Origin of the sequence: Achromobacter sp. SIMBA_011 (assembly GCF_046535435.1) — a bacterium.
In the GTDB taxonomy this organism is placed as follows: Bacteria; Pseudomonadota; Gammaproteobacteria; order Burkholderiales; family Burkholderiaceae_B; genus Achromobacter; species Achromobacter dolens.
Window position 1 is genome coordinate 263,880 of sequence record NZ_JAWRWN010000008.1, and the last position, 15,118, is coordinate 278,997.

Sequence of the window (15,118 nt, forward strand, 5' to 3'; positions counted from 1 at the left end):
CGGCGCGGCTTGGCGCCCGGGACCCTTCACCGGTTGATTGATATGACGCAGCTCGAGGCTTCTTCTTCGCTGTCCGCCGCAATCCCGCGCCGCCCTCGCGGCAAGGTCGCTGTCGGCCTGCTGGCCTGTCTGTTCGGCTGGCTCGGCGCTCATTGGTGGTACCTGGGCCGGCGTTACGCCTGGCTGGTGACGACGCTGTCCCTGCTCAGCCTGTTCTGCGCGTTCCGCTACTACCCGGTCTGGTACGACAACCCGGCCTTTTTCCTGGTGTTCATTCCCATGATCGACGGCTTCATCGAGAGCGCGGTGTTCTCGCTGATGCCCGACGAGAAGTTCGACCGCCGCTACAACCCCGGATTGCCGCCGTCCCCCAGGACCGGCTGGGGGCCGGTGCTGGTGGCCATCCTGGCCTGCCTGGTGGGCGCCACCGTGTCGATGTTCGCGATCGCGATGGTGGTGGTCTACGTCTGGGTGGCGATGGGCTGGCTGGACGGCCTGACGCTGTAGGTCCGGGGCCGCCCTCACGAGCGCGGCCGACGCCATGCCGGCCTGCGCGCGCCGCTCGCTCATTCGCGCATCAGCGCCTCGATCTCGCCGGCCTGCACCGGCACGCCGCGAGTGATCAGCTCGCAGCCCTCGTCCGTCACCAGCGCGTCGTCCTCGGTACGGATGCCGATGTTCCAGTAGGCCTCGGGCACATCGTCGGCCGGACGCACATAGATGCCCGGCTCGATCGTCAGCATCATGCCGGTTTCCAGCTTGCGCCATGGGCGTTCCGCGCCGGCTGCGCCGCCCGGCTGGCGGTAGTCGCCCACATCGTGCACGTCCAGGCCGAGCCAGTGGCCCGTGCGGTGCATGTAGAAACGGCTGTAGTCGCCCGACTCGATCACGCCGTCCAGCGACCCCTTCAGCAGTTTCAGGTCCAGCATGCCCTGGGCCAGCACCCGCACCGCGGCTTCATGGCCGTCGTTCCAGCCGCGGCCGGGCGCGGTCGCCTGGGCCGCGGCCTCCTGCGCCGCCACCGTCAGGTCGTACAGCGCGCGCTGCGGGCCGCTGTAGCGGCCGTTGACCGGAAAGGTGCGGGTGATGTCGCTGGCGTAGCTGTCGACCTCGCAGCCGGCGTCGATCAGCACCAGGTCGCCATCGCGCAGCACCGCCTCGCCGGCAGGGTAGTGCAGCACGCAGGCATTGGCGCCGGCCGCGACGATGCTGTTGTAGGCCACTGCCTGCGCGCCATGGCGGCGGAATTCATACAACAGCTCCGCTTCCAGTTCGTATTCGCGCATGCCGGCGCGCGTTGCTCGCATGGCGCGCGCATGGGCGCCGGCGGAGATCTTGGCCGCCCGCCGCATCGCGGCGATCTCGCTGGGGTCCTTGATCAGCCGCATTTCGGCCAGGATCGGCCGGATGTCCTGTTGCCGCATGGGAGGCTGATGGCCGCCGCGGCTGCCCTCGCGCGCCGCCGCCAGCCAGCGGTGCAGGCGGCCGTCGGTACGCTTGTCGCCGGCCAGGGGCGCGTACAGGGTGGGCTGGTCCAGCAGCAGTCGGGGCAGCAGTTCGTCGAGCGCGTCCAGCGCGTGCGCGTCGTCGAAGCCGAAATGCTCGGCCGCGGCCTCCGGGCCGAAGCGCCGGCCTTCCCAGATCTCGTGCTCGATATGGCGCGGACGGCAGAACAGCAGCGCGCGGTCGGTGGCGCCCGCGATCAGCACCAGCCAGGCGCCGGGCTCGGTGAAGCCGGTCAGGTAGAAGAAGTCGCTGTCGTGCCGGTAGGGGTACTCGGCGTCGCGGTTGCGGATGGCTTCGGGCGCGGTGGCCAGGACCGCGATGCCGCCGCCATCGGCGCGCATTCGCGCCATCAGGCGCTGGCGGCGGGCGGCGAAGGGAGCGATATCGGTGGGAGGCAGGCTCATGGGCAAGGGGGCGCAAGGCCCGGCGGGAAGCTGTGGTGCCGTTTACTTTACCCGTCGTGCCGCCGATGCGACAGTCTGGCGGCATTCCCGCGCCCGACGCGTGGATTCACTGGACTGTCACGGACGGGCTGCTACAATCGCGGCACTGTCATTGGGGAGTAGCCATCCTTTGTCCCCAAAGGAGTTAGCGTCAACAGACTTGGTGGTTCGGTGCCGCGTAGCGGTAGCCAGAACTCCATGGCGCTAACGGTCTCCATGTCGCGGCCCGCCCGCGCATGGATCAGCCAGGCGAGACCTTTGGCCGCGTTGCGTTCACCCTGGCCGGGCGAGCCGCAATGTCGCGCCAATTGGTTTCTGCTCGTCCGGCTCGTCTATATGTTGCTCACCCTTTTCCTGTTTTTCCTGTCTGCGGCGGTGATCTACCTCGCCTGCGAATTCTTCGTCAATGGCGTCGAATGGGTCGGACACCGCTTCCAGCTCGGCGCCACCGCGACCGGCACCGTGCTGGCCGCCTTCGGTACCGCCCTGCCGGAAAGCGCAGTGACCTTCATGGCCGTGGTGTTCGGCGACACGCCCGAACAGAAAGATATCGGCGTTGGCGCAGCCATGGGCGGGCCGCTGGTGCTGGCGACGCTGGCCTACGCCGTGGTCGGCCTGGCCCTGTGGCGTGCGCGTCGCGGTCAGCCCGCGCAAGCCGACTGTATCAACGCGGACCAGCGCCGGCTGGCCCGCGACCAGGCCTGGTTCATGGGCATCTTCGTCTTCAAGGTCGGGCTCGGCCTGCTGGCCTTTGCCTGGAAGCCCTGGCTCGGCATCCTGTTCCTGGCGACGTACGGCCTGTACATCAAGCGCGAACTGAGCAACGACGAAGACTGCATTGACTGCGAAGACCTCGAGCCGCTCAAGCTGCGGCCGCGCGACGACAATCCGTCGATGTTCTGGGCCGCGACCCAGACGCTGCTGGCGCTGGTCGTGATCGCCGGCGCCTCGCACGTGTTCGTCAACCAGATCGAGGTGCTCGGCATTGCCATGGGCGCCTCGCCGCACGTGGCCGCGCTGCTGCTGGCGCCCGTCGCCACCGAACTGCCCGAGATCATGAACGCGCTGATCTGGGTGCGCCAGGGCAAGGAGCGCCTCGCGCTGGCCAACATCTCCGGCGCCATGATGATCCAGGCCACCATCCCCAGCGCGCTCGGCATCTTCCTGACGCCCTGGCTGCTCGACGGCCCGCTGCTGGCCGCCGGCCTGTTCACCATGCTCTCCATCGGCCTGCTGTGGCTGCGCTTCCGTCGCGCCGGCATGAGCGTGCCGGCGCTATCCGCGGTGGGTGGTTTCTACGCCTTGTTCGCGGCCTACCTGGGCTGGCACTTCTACGCCTGACGAGTCGGGAAGGGTTTGAAGGCGCGGGACGCAACCGCCCCGCGCCTTTTTTGCACCGAAGAGGCTTTTTCTGCCCAGAAACCTTGTCCATCAGTGGAAACCCGCGTAAAATCTTGCCCGTTATCCATCCCAGGAGCAGTCTTCGTGAATACCGATTCCGGCGAAAGTAGTCGATCTTGCATCGACGTCGCTGTTTGACAGGACCACGCAGAACTCCATCTGCCGCAGCCTGTTGAGCAGGTTGCGGTTGTATCCCAAGCCCCGGGCTTCTTGCCGGGCAGCAGCGCAAGCCCACGGCTTGCCGGGATTCTCCCCAACGTAAACCGCCAGAACCGCCGCTAGTCGCAGCGCCCGCGTTCGTGCACGCCTTTTTCGTGCCCGCCCGCCATGCGCCGTGTGCCTGCGTGCGCGCGTATGCGCGAAAGCCGCTCCCCATTACGCAATGGAGGCCGCTATGCGTTTCTTCGACTTGTTCCTGCGCCGCGCCGGCGTGGACCGCGCCACCGCCATGGGCCGCCGCCGCGGCACTTCGCGCCTGACGGTCATCTGCCCGCGCGATGAACTGGGCGCCCTGCGCAAGCAGATCTGCCTTGACTTCAGCGCGGCCGGACTCGACGTGTCGCAAGTGCAGATCGACCAGGGCCGCGACCCCGGCATGGCTTCGGCCTGCATCACCGTGAACTGCCCGCCTGAGCTGCGCGGCGAACTGATGTCGCAAGCCCGCCGGCTCAGCGCCAACCCCGCTGTGCGTCACGTGCATTTCGGCGCGCAACCGCTGGCGGCCTGACGCCGCCGTCCGCCAATCCAGGAGAGACCATGCCCAGTGCCTTAGACCCCGAGCCTCGATTGCGCCTTGTGCGCGGCGCCGGCCTGCCTGTCTGACCCGTCCTCTCCCTTGCGAGCCGACTGGCCGGATAGTCACCCGGTCTGTACGGAATCCGCAGCCCTGAACCCCCGGCCAGGCCCGCTCCGCGCGCGCCGGTTCCGCCGGCCCCGGTTCTTCCGCTAGTTTCCCGTTCCGCCTTCCGCACCCGGCGCGCCTCGACGCGATCCGGACACCGGCAACATCGCCCCGGTGCCTGCGCACGCCTGTACGTGGCGGAAACGGCCTGCTCTGCGCAGGCCGCGGCCCCGTGCTGCCCGCGCAAAGGCACGGCGGCGGGCAGCCCGTGTCTTCCAGAACAACACCAATAACTGGAACACTCCGATGTTCAAATTCCTGAAGACCTTCTTTTCCTCCGCGGCCGGGCTGCGGCGATCGGGGCGCCATTTTCGGCGTTCCCCCATGCTGGAGCAGGGCGGCGCGCAACTTGCCACCGCGGCCGATTCTTCTGATGCCGCGCGCCGCGCCAACCGTCGCATGCTCGATGTGGCGCGCATGGATTTCGATGCGCTGTTCTCGATGTTCCGCAGCGGCCGCGGCGGCCTGTCCGAAGTCCAGGCCGATGAGGCCCGCGCGCGCTATGGCGCCAACGAAGTCGACCACGAAAAGCCGCTGACCTGGTACGCCCATCTGTGGCAATCGTTCCGCAACCCCTTCAACCTGCTGCTGACCGGCCTGGCATCGCTGTCGTGGGTCACCGACGTGTACATGGCCGAGCCCGACGACCAGTCCTGGAAGGGCGTCATCATCATCGGCTCGATGGTGGTGATCTCCACACTGTTGCGCTTCGTGCAGGAGCGCCGCTCCAACCGCGCCGCCGAGGCCCTGAAGGCGATGGTGCAGAACACCGCCACGGTGCTGCGCAGCGACGCCGCCGGCATGGGCGAGGGCGATGCGCGGCGCTTCTTCGGCGCCACGCTGCACGCTTCGGGCTCGCGCCAGATCGAGGTGCCGCTGGCCGAACTGGTGCCGGGCGACGTGGTGCTGCTGTCCGCGGGCGACATGATCCCCGCCGACTGCCGCATCCTGGGCGCCAAGGATCTGTTCGTGGCCCAGGCGGCCCTGACTGGCGAATCGCTGCCGGTCGAGAAGTACGCCATGCAGCGCGTCGAGACCGCCAACGCGCTGGAACTCGAGAACATGGCCTTCATGGGGACCAATGTGGTCAGCGGCTCCGGCACCGCCCTGGTGGTGGCCACCGGCGCCGGCACCTACTTCGGCCAGTTGGCCGGGCGCGTGACGCAGACCTCGCGCATGCCGACGCAGTTCCAGCAGGGCATCAACCGGGTCAGTTGGGTGCTGATCCGCTTCATGCTGGTGATGGCGCCCATCGTGCTGCTGATCAACGGCTTCACCAAGGGCGACTGGCTCGAGGCGCTGCTGTTCGCGCTGGCGATCGCGGTCGGCCTGACGCCGGAAATGCTGCCGATGATCGTCACGGCCACGCTGGCCAAGGGCGCGGTGCGGATGTCGCGGCGCAAGGTGGTGGTCAAGCGCCTGGACGCGATCCAGAACCTGGGCGCCATGAACGTGCTTTGCACCGACAAGACCGGCACGCTGACGCAGGACCGCATCGTGCTCGAACGCCACACCGACGTGTATGGCGCCACCAGTGACGACGTGCTGGCCTACGCCTATCTCAACAGCTACTACCAGACCGGCCTGAAGAACCTGCTCGATGTGGCCGTGCTGCGTCACGCCGAGGTGGAACGCAAGCTGGACCTGGCCGCGCGCTACCGCAAGATCGACGAGATTCCGTTCGATTTCTCGCGCCGCCGCATGTCGGTGGTGGTCAGCGAAACCGAGAACGGCCGCGAGCACCACGAACTGATCTGCAAGGGGGCGCTGGAGGAAATGCTCTCCGTCTGCAGCCGCCTGCGGATCGGCAAGGACGTGCATCCGCTGACGGACGCGCGCCGCGCCGACATCCGTCGCGTCACCGCCGACCTGAACCGTGACGGACTGCGCGTGATCGCCGTGGGCGTGCGCGAGCTGCCGCCGACCCAGCAGGCCTATGGCGTGGCCGACGAGGCCGAACTGGTGCTGGTCGGCTACATCGCCTTCCTCGATCCTCCAAAGGAATCCACCGGCCCGGCGCTGGCCGCGCTGCGCGGCTCCGGCATCGAGGTCAAGGTGCTCACGGGCGACGTCGAACTGGTGACGCAGAAGGTCTGCCGCGAAGTCGGCTTCGAGGTCCGCAAGGTCTGCCTGGGCGCCGACATCGAGGCCATGGACGACGACCGGCTGGCCGTGGCGGTGCGCGAGGCCAATGTGTTCGCGCGCCTGACGCCAGCGCACAAGGAGCGCATCGTCCGCATGTTGCGGGCCCAGGGCAACACCGTGGGCTTCATGGGCGACGGCATCAACGACGCGCCGGCCCTGCGCGCCGCCGACGTGGGCATTTCGGTGGACTCGGCGGTGGATATCTCGAAGGAGGCCGCCGATATCATCCTGCTGGAAAAGAGCCTGATGGTGCTGGAGGACGGCGTGATCGAGGGCCGCAAGACCTTCTGCAACATGCTCAAGTACCTGAAGATGACGGCCAGCTCCAATTTCGGCAACGTCTTCTCGGTGCTGGTGGCCAGCGCGTTCCTGCCCTTCCTGCCGATGCTGCCGATCCACCTGTTGTTGCAGAACTTGATGTACGACATCTCGCAGACCGCGATCCCGTTCGACAATGTCGACGAGGAGCTTCTGAAAAAGCCGCAACAGTGGGATCCCGCCGGGCTGGGCCGCTTCATGGTTTTCTTCGGCCCCATCAGCTCCATCTTCGACATCACCACCTACGCGCTCATGTGGTACGTATTCCAGGCCAATGCGCCCGAGCACCAGACGTTGTTCCAGTCCGGCTGGTTCGTCGAAGGGCTGTTGTCGCAGACGCTCATCGTGCATATGATCCGCACACGCAAGATCCCGTTCCTGCAAAGCCGCGCCGCATGGCCGTTGATGCTGATGACGGTCATGGTGGTCGGGCTGGGCCTGTTCCTGCCGTTCTCGCCGCTGGCCGAGTACTTCCAGTTGCAGGCGCTGCCGTGGAGCTACTTCCCCTGGCTGGCCGGCATCCTGCTGAGCTACTGCGTGCTGACCCAATTGCTCAAGGGCGTGTGGGTGCGCCGCTACGGCTGGCAATAGTCACTATTGATACACCTGGCGGTGGGCAGGCGCCCACCGTCGATTCAATACCACCGGCGGTGGCGGCGCCACCCCGGATTCTGGAGATAAGCATGAAAATCTCGACTGTTGCCACGACGCTCGTGGCGGGTGCGGCCAGCCTTCCCCTGACGGTCTGTGCGGCCGGCGATGGCCCGGGCGTCCAGCTCTACGGCGTGGTGGATGCGGGCATCGCCACCACCCACACCTCCGGACAGGGCACCCACAATGGCATCCTCAACGGCGGCCTGACCGATTCCCTCTGGGGCCTGCGCGGCACCGAGGACCTGGGCGACGGCTGGAGCACCCGTTTCCAGCTTGAAAGCGGCTTCGACCCGTCCACCGGCAAGCGCGCCGATGACGACCGACTGTTCAACTACGGCGCCTGGGTCGGGCTGGCCCACGACAGCTACGGCGACCTGCGCCTGGGGCGCCAGTACACCGTCGGCAAGACCTACGGCAATGCGCTGGAGCTGGCCTCCTGGAAGGAGATGGGCATGGGCGCCACCTTCAAGGCCTCGGACAACTACCAGTTCAGCAACCTGGTCAACTACTACACGCCGACCTGGCAGGGCTTCCAGGCGGGCGTCGGCTATTCCTTCGACGCCGACGACGGCGACCGCTTCAAGACCGCGGCCAACAACCGCGCCCTCAGCCTCGGCCTGAAGTACGAGGACGGCCCCTTGCTGGCGGTCGCCACCTGGGACCAACTGCGCCTGGCCGAGCCGGTCGAGGGCAGCAACGGCCGGCCGCAGGCGGTGCAACTGGGCGCCTCCTACGACTTCGAGGTGTTCAAGGTGTCGGCGGGATGGTCGCGCCAGCGCAACGGCTACGTTGGCCTGGACGGCGGCGATCCGGACAACCTGGGCCGGAACCTGGGGCCGGCGGCCTTTGCGCGCGGCGGCACCGTCGACGCCTGGCTGCTGGGCGCCAGCATGCCGGTCGGCCACGGCACGGTGGTGGTGCAGTGGTCGCTGGCGCGTCCCGACTGGAAATGGGAGGATGGTTCGAGCGCGCGCAATGCGCAATTGGTGACATTGGGGTATACGTATGACCTGTCGCCGCGCACCACGCTCTATGCGTTCGCCGGCTACGCGTCCAATTACACCCTGGACAACCAGTTCGACCCTGGCCATTCCCACACGTCGCGCTTCGGTACGGGTATTTCGCACCGGTTCTGAGCCGTACAGGGGGCGGCCGGGTCTACTACAATCGACCCGGCTGCGTGTTACGGCCCGCCACGCCCCCGTCGGCATTTTCCGGATGACCCGCATGGACAGTCTCGAATGGCTCATACCCTGGGAGTTCTCTCCCACGCTGGTGGCCTCCTTCCTGGTGGCCATCGTGCTGTTCGTGCGCGGCCAGCGCGTGCACCACGTGACGGGCGCGCGCCGCGCGCTGTTCTGGCTGGGCATGGTGCTGCTGTATCTGTCCATGCACACGCGCCTGGACTATTACGCCGAGCGCATGTTCTTCATCCACCGCATCCAGCACCTGGTGCTGCATCACCTCGGCCCGCTGCTGGTGATGGCGGCCTTCCCCGGCCAGGTCATGCGCGCCGGGCTGCCGATGTCGTGGCGCATCCGCCTGCGTGATTTCCTGCGCACCGGCGCAGGCCGGGCCACCGTGGCGGTGCTGACCAACAAGATCTTCGTGCCGGCCCTGTTCGTGTTCCTGGTGCTGGTCTGGCTGATTCCGTCGGTGCAGTTCTATTCCATGCTCGACTGGCGGCTGTACCGGCTGATGAACTGGTCCGTGGTCATCAGCGGCTTCATGTACTGGAACCTGATCCTGGACCGCCGTCCCGCCCCGCCGGCCGCGATGACGCCGGGCGGCCGAGTGATCTCGCCGATCCTGACGATGCTGCCGCAGATGGTGGCGGGCGCGGTCATCGCCTTCACAGAAAGCGACATCTATCCCCTGTTCGAATTGTGCGGTCGCGCCATTGCCATGTCCGCGCAGACCGACCAGACGATCGGTGGGCTGACCATGTGGATCCCGGCGGCGCTGGTCGAGGTGATCGGCCTGATGGTGGCCCTCGGGACCCTGATGCGGCTGTCGGCCAAGGGTCGCCTGCGCAAGGCCGACCGCGACGCCATGGCGCGCGCCCGGGGGCGCCGCGCGGCTTCCGCCTGAGCGCCGCTCCAAAAGCGTCGCGAGCGCCGCAGGGGCGCTCGCGTCGGGTCTGGCGGGCGGGCGCCGGCCGCCTTATTGCGGCAGCAGGCCGTGGTACTTCCGGCCCAGCGCCACCGTGGCCTCGAACATGCCGGCCTTGTTGCCACAGTCGTAGCGCGTGCCTTCGTAGCGGTGCGCGTACACGGCGCGCTCGCGCATCAGCGAGGCGATGCCGTCGGTCAACTGGATCTCGTTGCCGGCGCCGCGCTTGGTCGAGCGCAGGTGGTCGAAGATCGCCGCTTCCAGCACGTAGCGGCCCACCACCGCCAGCGTCGACGGCGCATCCGCGGGGTCGGGTTTTTCCACTATGTGGGTCACGCGCTCGGTGCGGCCGTCGGCATGGCTGCTGTCGGCCTGGGCCGCGACGATGCCGTACTTGCGCGTGTCTTCGCGCGGGACATCCTGCACACCCAGCACGCTGGCGCTGCGGGCCACAGCCACATCCACCAGTTGCTTGATGGACGGCGTATCGGCGTCGATCAGGTCGTCGGCCAGCAGCACGGCGAAGGGTTCATCGCCCACGGCCGGGGCGGCCGACAACACGGCATGGCCCAGACCCAGCGGCGCCGACTGGCGGATATAGAGGCAATTGACGTGGGCGGGTAGAATGCCCCGCACCATTGCCAGAAGCTCATGCTTGCCCTTGCTTTCGAGATCGGATTCGAGCTCGGGAGCGGAGTCGAAATGGTCTTCGATGGCGCGCTTGTTGCGGCCGGTAACGAAGATCAGGTCGGTGATGCCGGCGGCGACGGCTTCTTCGACTGCGTATTGGATCAGCGGTTTGTCGACGACGGGAAGCATTTCCTTGGGCATCGCCTTGGTGGCGGGCAGGAAGCGCGTACCCATGCCCGCGACAGGAAAAACAGCTTTACGGACGGGGCGCATTTAAACCTCATAAGGGGCAATCGATGAAACATTTTAAGCGCATCGCTATCATAGGTTCATGAATCGCAGAAAAATGCCATCCATTTGCTCGATTGCGCAGCGGGGCGCGATCGCCGGACTCTGTGTCGCCCTGGCCGCGCCGGCCCTGCCGGTCACGGCCTGGGCCCAGCCCGTGGGCCTGCCCTCGATGGGCGCGGCTTCCTCCGCGGAGCTCTCGCCGATGCTGGAACGCAGCCTCGGCGAGGCGATCATGTCGCAGGGGCGCCGTGACCCGACCTATGTCGATGACCCCGAACTGAGCCAATATCTCACCACCATGGGGCGCAAGCTGGCGGCCTTCGCGCCCGGCGCGGTGCCCGAAGTCGAGATGTTCGGCGTGCGCGATCCCGAGATCAACGCCTTCGCCATGCCGGGCGGCTTCATCGGCGTGAACACCGGGCTGATCGTGTCCTCGGGCAGCGAATCGGAACTGGCGGCGGTGCTGGCGCACGAAATCGGCCACGTGGTCCAGCGCCACATCGCGCGCGGCATGACGCAGCAGAGCCAGAACAGCATGGTCATGCTGGCCAGCCTGGCGGGTGCGCTGCTGGCAGCGCTGGCCGGCGGCGGCGGCAACCTGGCGATGGGCGTGGCCGCGTTCGGCCAGGCCGCCGCCATCAACCGCCAGCTGGGCTTTTCGCGCGACGCCGAGCGCGAGGCCGACAGGGCCGGTTTCACCATGCTGACCAAGGCCGGCTACGACGCCGAAGGCATGGCGCAGATGTTCTCGCGCCTGATGAACGCCTCGCGCCTGAACGAAGGGGCGGGCGGCGGCTCCTGGGCCAGCACCCACCCGCTGTCTATCGAGCGGATGTCCGACGTGCAGAACCGCGTGCGCTCGCTGCCGCCCTCGCGACACGTCGACAGCGACGATTTCTGGTACGTGCGCGCCAAGATGCGCGTGGTGCAGGGCCGCGACGCGGTCAGCCTGCGTTCGGCCACGCAGCAACTGCAGGACGAGGCCCAGGCCCTGTCCGGGGTGCGCCGCTCCGCCGCCTACTACGGGCTGGCGTTGCAGGCGTTCCAGCGCAACAACCTGGACGAGGCCGAGCGCCAGTTGGGCCTGGCCGCGGCCGACGGGCGCGAGTCGGCGCAGATGGCCAGGCTCTCCGTCGACATCGCGCTGGCGCGCAAGGACAACCGGCGCGCGCTGGACCTGGCGCAGGCCGCCACCAAGCGCTGGCCCGAACAGCGCGCGCTGGGTATCGCCTACGCCTCGGCGTTGCAGAGCAACGGCCGCCATGCCGAGGCCCAGGACTACCTGCGGGCCAAGATCAAGCAGTGGGGCAGCGACGAGCCCAGCCTTTACCAGATGCTGGCGCACAGCGAGGAGCGCACCGGCAAGCCGGTGCAGGCGCGCCGCGACCTGGCGCGTTATTACGTCCTGACCGGCGCCTTCGCGGCGGCGGAATCGCAGTTGCAGCAGGCGCGCGGCATGTCGAGCGATTTCTACGAGCAATCGCAAATCGACGTGCAGATCAAGGAAGTCAAGGACAAGCTGGCCGAAGAACGCCAACTGTTGGAACGCTTCAAGTCGGGCTGACGCCGTAGGCGGGCCGCCGACGCCTTCCGGCGCCTACAGCCCGGTCTCGAAGAAGCGCCCGAGCCGTTGCGGCAGCCAGCCCAAATGGGCCGGAAAGGCGCCGGTCGGAAAGCCGGCGTGGCCGCCATCGGCGGGCTGGTGCAGCAGGATGGTGGGCGAACACTCGTCCGGCTTGGGCAGCGCGCTGGCTGGAATGAACGGATCGTTCAGCGCATTCAGCACCAGCGTGGGCACCGAGATGCGCGGCAGCCACGGCTTGCTGGACGCCCGCGTCCAGTAGTCCAGCGCATTGCGGAACCCGTGCATCGGCGCGGTGTAGGCGTCGTCGAAGTCGCGCAGGTCACGCGCGTGGGCGATGCGCATCACGTCAATGGCGCCGGGGTAGCGATGGGCCTTCTCCAGCACCTTGTGCTTGAGGGTCTTGAGGAAGTGGCCCGTGTACACCTTGCGGTTGAAGAACCCCGTGGACAACGTCTTGCCGCAGGCCACCAAGTCCAGCGGCACCGAGACGCCCGCGCAGGCGGTCAGCCAGCCGGTGTCCTCCTGGTGCTCGCCCAGGTATTTCAGCAGCGCATTGCCGCCCAGCGATACGCCCACGGCGTGCCAGCGCGCGTGCGGGATGCGGTTGCGTACCGTGTTCAGCAGGAAGCCGACCTCGGCTGAATCACCCGAGTAGTAAGCCCGCGCCAGGCGGTTGGGCACGCCGGAGCAACCGCGAAAGTGCGCGATGACCACGATCCAGCCGCGCGCCCGGAAATGGTGCGCGATGGATTGCGCATAGCGGCTGTTGCTGCCGCCCTCCAGGCCGTGGAACAGCAGCAGCGCGGGCGTGTCGGCCGTCTGCGGCAGCGACTTCCAGTCGGCGTCGGTCATCCAGCGCGCGGCGGCGGTCTTGCCGTTGGCCACGGGCTGTTGACCGCTCACGGGCGCGCCGTTGGCGGCCTTGTGCGGGAACAGCCCCGGCCCGGTCCAGTCGAAGTCGACAAAATCGGTGTCGGGCGTCTCGACCCGGTCGCGCACGAAGGCGATGCGGTGGTACTGCGCGAACAGCGCGGCGTACACCGTCTGGGCATCGCCTCCGGGCAGCCAGGACGGAACAGGGCAGGGCGTTGTGTCGAAACGTGCAGCAGCCAAAGTCGACCCGGATCAGTGCAGCATGTCGGGCACGTCGTGCAAGTCGAGCACCCCGGCTTCAGTGGGCGCCGACGAGGCGTGGTGCATGACCATGCGCCAGCCCGTGGGGCCCTTGTGATAGATGTTGGTGGCGTAGCAGTTGGCGAACTGCGTGCCTTCCCGTGTGCGCACCGCGACCTGCTCGACCAGCACGTGCACCGCGCACATCATGCTCAGCATGACCAGCGGGCGCAGCGGCCGGATGTGCAGGGGACCGTTCGCCAGCACGTGTTGCCAGGACTCGTGCACAGCCGAGTGGCCGACGACGCGCAGGCCTCCCGGGTGGATGCAGACGACTTCCTCGTCGTCCGCCCACACTTGCATCAGGCGGACGGTGTCCCCCTGCTCAAGGGCTTCGTAGAACGCGTGTTCTGCTTCTTCGGGCGTGGCGAACATGATGGCGGGGCGGATGGCTGTTGAGCGGCGATTCTCAGTGGTGGCCGTGCAGCACGGTGCCGGGCTTGAGCTTGTACTCGGCGCCGCAGTAGGCGCAGCGCGCCGAGCCGTTGCGGGCGACGTCCAGGAATACGCGCGGGTGCATGCTCCACAGCGGGGCCTTCGGACCCGGACAGAACACAGGCAGGTCTTCGGCGCCGACTTCGATGACTTCGTGGGGGGCGGCGGCCGGGGCAGCGGCGGTCATGGAATTTCCTGAATAAAAAATACCGGTGAATCGGTAGGTTGGGGCAGTAATGTCGTCCTGTGGGGCAGGGCGGCGTGGATCAGACTTTGCTCAGCCAGTGATGGTACTTCGGGTTGCGGCCATTCACCATGTCAAAAAACGCTTTCTGCAGCTTCTCGGTGATGGGGCCGCGCCGGCCCGAGCCGATCTGGCGGTTGTCGACCTCGCGGATCGGCGTGACTTCGGCGGCGGTGCCGGTGAAGAAGGCCTCGTCGGCGATATAGACGTCGTCCCGGGTCAGCCGCTTGGTCACCACGCGCAGGCCGAAATCGGCCGCCAGGGCGTGGATGGTGGAACGGGTGATGCCGGTCAGGGCGGAGGCGATCTCGGGTTCGCACAGCACGCCGTCCTTGACCAGGAAGAGGTTTTCGCCGGAGCCTTCGGCCACGAAGCCTTCGGTGTCCAGCAGCAGGGCCTCGTCGTAGCCGTCCTGCAGGGCCTCGGTGTTGGCCAGGATCGAGTTGGCGTAGGTGGTGGCAACCTTGGCGCGCGGCATGGTTACGTTGACGTGCTGGCGGGCGAACGACGACACCTTGACCCGGATGCCCTGCGACAGGGCCTCTTCACCCAGGTAGGCGCCCCAGGGCCAGGCGGCGATCGCCACGTGCACCTTGGCGCCCTTGGGCGACACGCCCATCTTTTCGGGGCCGTAGAACACCAGCGGGCGCAGGTAGCAGGATTCGAGCTTGTTCTCGCGCACCACCATCCGCTGGGCCTCGTTGATCGTGTCGCGATCGAACGGCATGGGAATCTGGTAGATGTGCGCCGAGTTGAACAGGCGGTTGGTGTGGTCTTCGAGGCGGAAGATGGCGGTGCCGATCTCGGAGCGGTAGGCGCGCACGCCTTCGAATACCGACAGGCCATAGTGCAGGGAGTGCGTCAGGACGTGCGTGGTCGCGTCGCGCCAGGGCACGAGCTTGCCGTCATACCAGATGAAGCCATCGCGGTCAGCCATCGACATGGTCTGCTCCCTCAATAAACCTGAGGGCCGTATTGTATCAAGCGACGAGGTTACAATAATGGTCCATTCGTGCACCGGCACGGTGCCTGCGGGAGTCCGCAGGCCCGGCGGGCGAGCAGCTTGTCGTGCGGTTCCTTCCCCACAGAGTGTCCATGTCGTTCCGTTCGAATTCCCAGGGGCTCGCCGTTGTCCTCTGAGTCAGCGTTTCCCGAAACCGAAGACCCCCGGGAGGTCCGTCAGGAGCGCGTGGCCGCCTTCCACGCCGGCGTGCATGCCATCGTGCCCGCCCTCATCGCCACGGCGACGTGGGGCCTGGTGACCGGCGTGGCCATGGTCA

At 67.3% G+C, this 15,118-nt stretch carries 13 protein-coding genes, 1 pseudogene and 1 riboswitch; of the genes and pseudogenes, 8 read left to right on the plus strand and 6 right to left on the minus strand.

Features of this window, described 5'->3' with window-relative positions; translation table 11 throughout:
* Positions 1-42 precede the first annotated feature (42 nt).
* Positions 43-507, plus strand: coding sequence for a TM2 domain-containing protein (locus SB816_RS24190; RefSeq protein WP_054501774.1), 465 nt, complete (start codon positions 43-45; stop codon positions 505-507).
* Between the two features lie 59 nt (positions 508-566).
* Here SB816_RS24190 and SB816_RS24195 read toward each other — a convergent pair whose 3' ends face one another.
* Entirely contained in the window at positions 567-1,910 is a 1,344-nt protein-coding gene (locus SB816_RS24195; RefSeq protein ID WP_410547650.1) for an aminopeptidase P N-terminal domain-containing protein, read from the minus strand.
* Between the two features lie 134 nt (positions 1,911-2,044).
* Positions 2,045-2,206: riboswitch (yybP-ykoY riboswitch) on the plus strand.
* Positions 2,207-2,285: 79 nt separating this feature from the next.
* Between SB816_RS24195 and SB816_RS24200 the strand changes: the two genes are divergently transcribed.
* The 5 genes from SB816_RS24200 to SB816_RS24220 all read left to right on the plus strand — a co-directional run bounded on the left by SB816_RS24200 (position 2,286) and on the right by SB816_RS24220 (position 9,459).
* A complete protein-coding gene (locus SB816_RS24200; protein WP_054501967.1) occupies positions 2,286-3,290 on the plus strand; it encodes a sodium:calcium antiporter in 1,005 nt (334 codons plus the stop codon).
* A gap of 454 nt (positions 3,291-3,744) precedes the next feature.
* Positions 3,745-4,077 carry a hypothetical protein gene (locus SB816_RS24205; RefSeq protein ID WP_026382636.1) on the plus strand — a complete coding sequence of 111 codons (333 nt, stop codon included), beginning with the start codon at positions 3,745-3,747 and terminating at the stop codon, positions 4,075-4,077.
* Between the two features lie 420 nt (positions 4,078-4,497).
* Entirely contained in the window at positions 4,498-7,305 is a 2,808-nt protein-coding gene (mgtA, locus tag SB816_RS24210; RefSeq protein ID WP_116793587.1) for a magnesium-translocating P-type ATPase, read from the plus strand.
* Positions 7,306-7,397: 92 nt separating this feature from the next.
* Positions 7,398-8,504, plus strand: a complete 1,107-nt coding sequence (locus SB816_RS24215; RefSeq protein ID WP_064523852.1) for a porin — start codon at positions 7,398-7,400, stop codon at positions 8,502-8,504.
* Between the two features lie 82 nt (positions 8,505-8,586).
* Positions 8,587-9,459 (plus strand): cytochrome c oxidase assembly protein, encoded by an 873-nt coding sequence (locus SB816_RS24220; protein WP_116793588.1) that lies wholly within the window; start codon positions 8,587-8,589, stop codon positions 9,457-9,459.
* Between the two features lie 72 nt (positions 9,460-9,531).
* Here the strand turns inward: SB816_RS24220 and galU are convergent, their stop codons facing one another.
* On the minus strand, positions 9,532-10,383 hold the full coding sequence (galU, locus tag SB816_RS24225) for a UTP--glucose-1-phosphate uridylyltransferase GalU (RefSeq protein WP_054501770.1): 852 nt from the start codon (positions 10,381-10,383) through the stop codon (positions 9,532-9,534).
* A gap of 73 nt (positions 10,384-10,456) precedes the next feature.
* Between galU and SB816_RS24230 the strand changes: the two genes are divergently transcribed.
* Positions 10,457-11,965, plus strand: a complete 1,509-nt coding sequence (locus tag SB816_RS24230; RefSeq protein WP_372416752.1) for a M48 family metalloprotease — start codon at positions 10,457-10,459, stop codon at positions 11,963-11,965.
* A 33-nt stretch (positions 11,966-11,998) separates the two neighbouring features.
* On the opposite strand, the gene SB816_RS24235 is transcribed toward SB816_RS24230, so the two are convergent.
* The 4 genes from SB816_RS24235 to SB816_RS24250 all read right to left on the minus strand — a co-directional run bounded on the left by SB816_RS24235 (position 11,999) and on the right by SB816_RS24250 (position 14,781).
* Complete coding sequence (locus tag SB816_RS24235) at positions 11,999-13,099, minus strand: YheT family hydrolase (RefSeq protein WP_054501768.1); 1,101 nt, start codon at positions 13,097-13,099, stop codon at positions 11,999-12,001.
* A 12-nt stretch (positions 13,100-13,111) separates the two neighbouring features.
* Positions 13,112-13,534: a YybH family protein gene (locus tag SB816_RS24240; protein WP_054501767.1), complete on the minus strand. Its 423-nt coding sequence runs from the start codon at positions 13,532-13,534 to the stop codon at positions 13,112-13,114.
* 34 nt (positions 13,535-13,568) lie between these two features.
* Positions 13,569-13,781, minus strand: coding sequence for a zinc-finger domain-containing protein (locus SB816_RS24245; protein WP_054432911.1), 213 nt, complete (start codon positions 13,779-13,781; stop codon positions 13,569-13,571).
* A gap of 79 nt (positions 13,782-13,860) precedes the next feature.
* Positions 13,861-14,781, minus strand: a complete 921-nt coding sequence (locus tag SB816_RS24250) for a branched-chain amino acid transaminase (protein ID WP_144655815.1) — start codon at positions 14,779-14,781, stop codon at positions 13,861-13,863.
* Positions 14,782-14,967: 186 nt separating this feature from the next.
* On the opposite strand from SB816_RS24250, the pseudogene SB816_RS24255 reads away from it, so the two are divergent.
* Positions 14,968-15,118 (plus strand): annotated as a pseudogene (locus tag SB816_RS24255) (branched-chain amino acid ABC transporter permease); the annotation flags it as partial.

Coding starts and splice junctions, on each gene's coding strand:
- SB816_RS24240 (WP_054501767.1), bottom strand. CDS start 13,534: ATGTTCGCCACGCCCGAAGAAGCAGAACACGCGTTCTACGAAGCCCTT.
- SB816_RS24220 (WP_116793588.1), top strand. CDS start 8,587: ATGACCCGCATGGACAGTCTCGAATGGCTCATACCCTGGGAGTTCTCT.
- SB816_RS24250 (WP_144655815.1), bottom strand. CDS start 14,781: ATGTCGATGGCTGACCGCGATGGCTTCATCTGGTATGACGGCAAGCTC.
- SB816_RS24205 (WP_026382636.1), top strand. CDS start 3,745: ATGCGTTTCTTCGACTTGTTCCTGCGCCGCGCCGGCGTGGACCGCGCC.
- mgtA (WP_116793587.1), top strand. CDS start 4,498: ATGTTCAAATTCCTGAAGACCTTCTTTTCCTCCGCGGCCGGGCTGCGG.
- SB816_RS24200 (WP_054501967.1), top strand. CDS start 2,286: ATGTTGCTCACCCTTTTCCTGTTTTTCCTGTCTGCGGCGGTGATCTAC.
- SB816_RS24245 (WP_054432911.1), bottom strand. CDS start 13,781: ATGACCGCCGCTGCCCCGGCCGCCGCCCCCCACGAAGTCATCGAAGTC.
- SB816_RS24215 (WP_064523852.1), top strand. CDS start 7,398: ATGAAAATCTCGACTGTTGCCACGACGCTCGTGGCGGGTGCGGCCAGC.
- SB816_RS24190 (WP_054501774.1), top strand. CDS start 43: ATGACGCAGCTCGAGGCTTCTTCTTCGCTGTCCGCCGCAATCCCGCGC.
- SB816_RS24230 (WP_372416752.1), top strand. CDS start 10,457: ATGCCATCCATTTGCTCGATTGCGCAGCGGGGCGCGATCGCCGGACTC.
- SB816_RS24195 (WP_410547650.1), bottom strand. CDS start 1,910: ATGAGCCTGCCTCCCACCGATATCGCTCCCTTCGCCGCCCGCCGCCAG.
- galU (WP_054501770.1), bottom strand. CDS start 10,383: ATGCGCCCCGTCCGTAAAGCTGTTTTTCCTGTCGCGGGCATGGGTACG.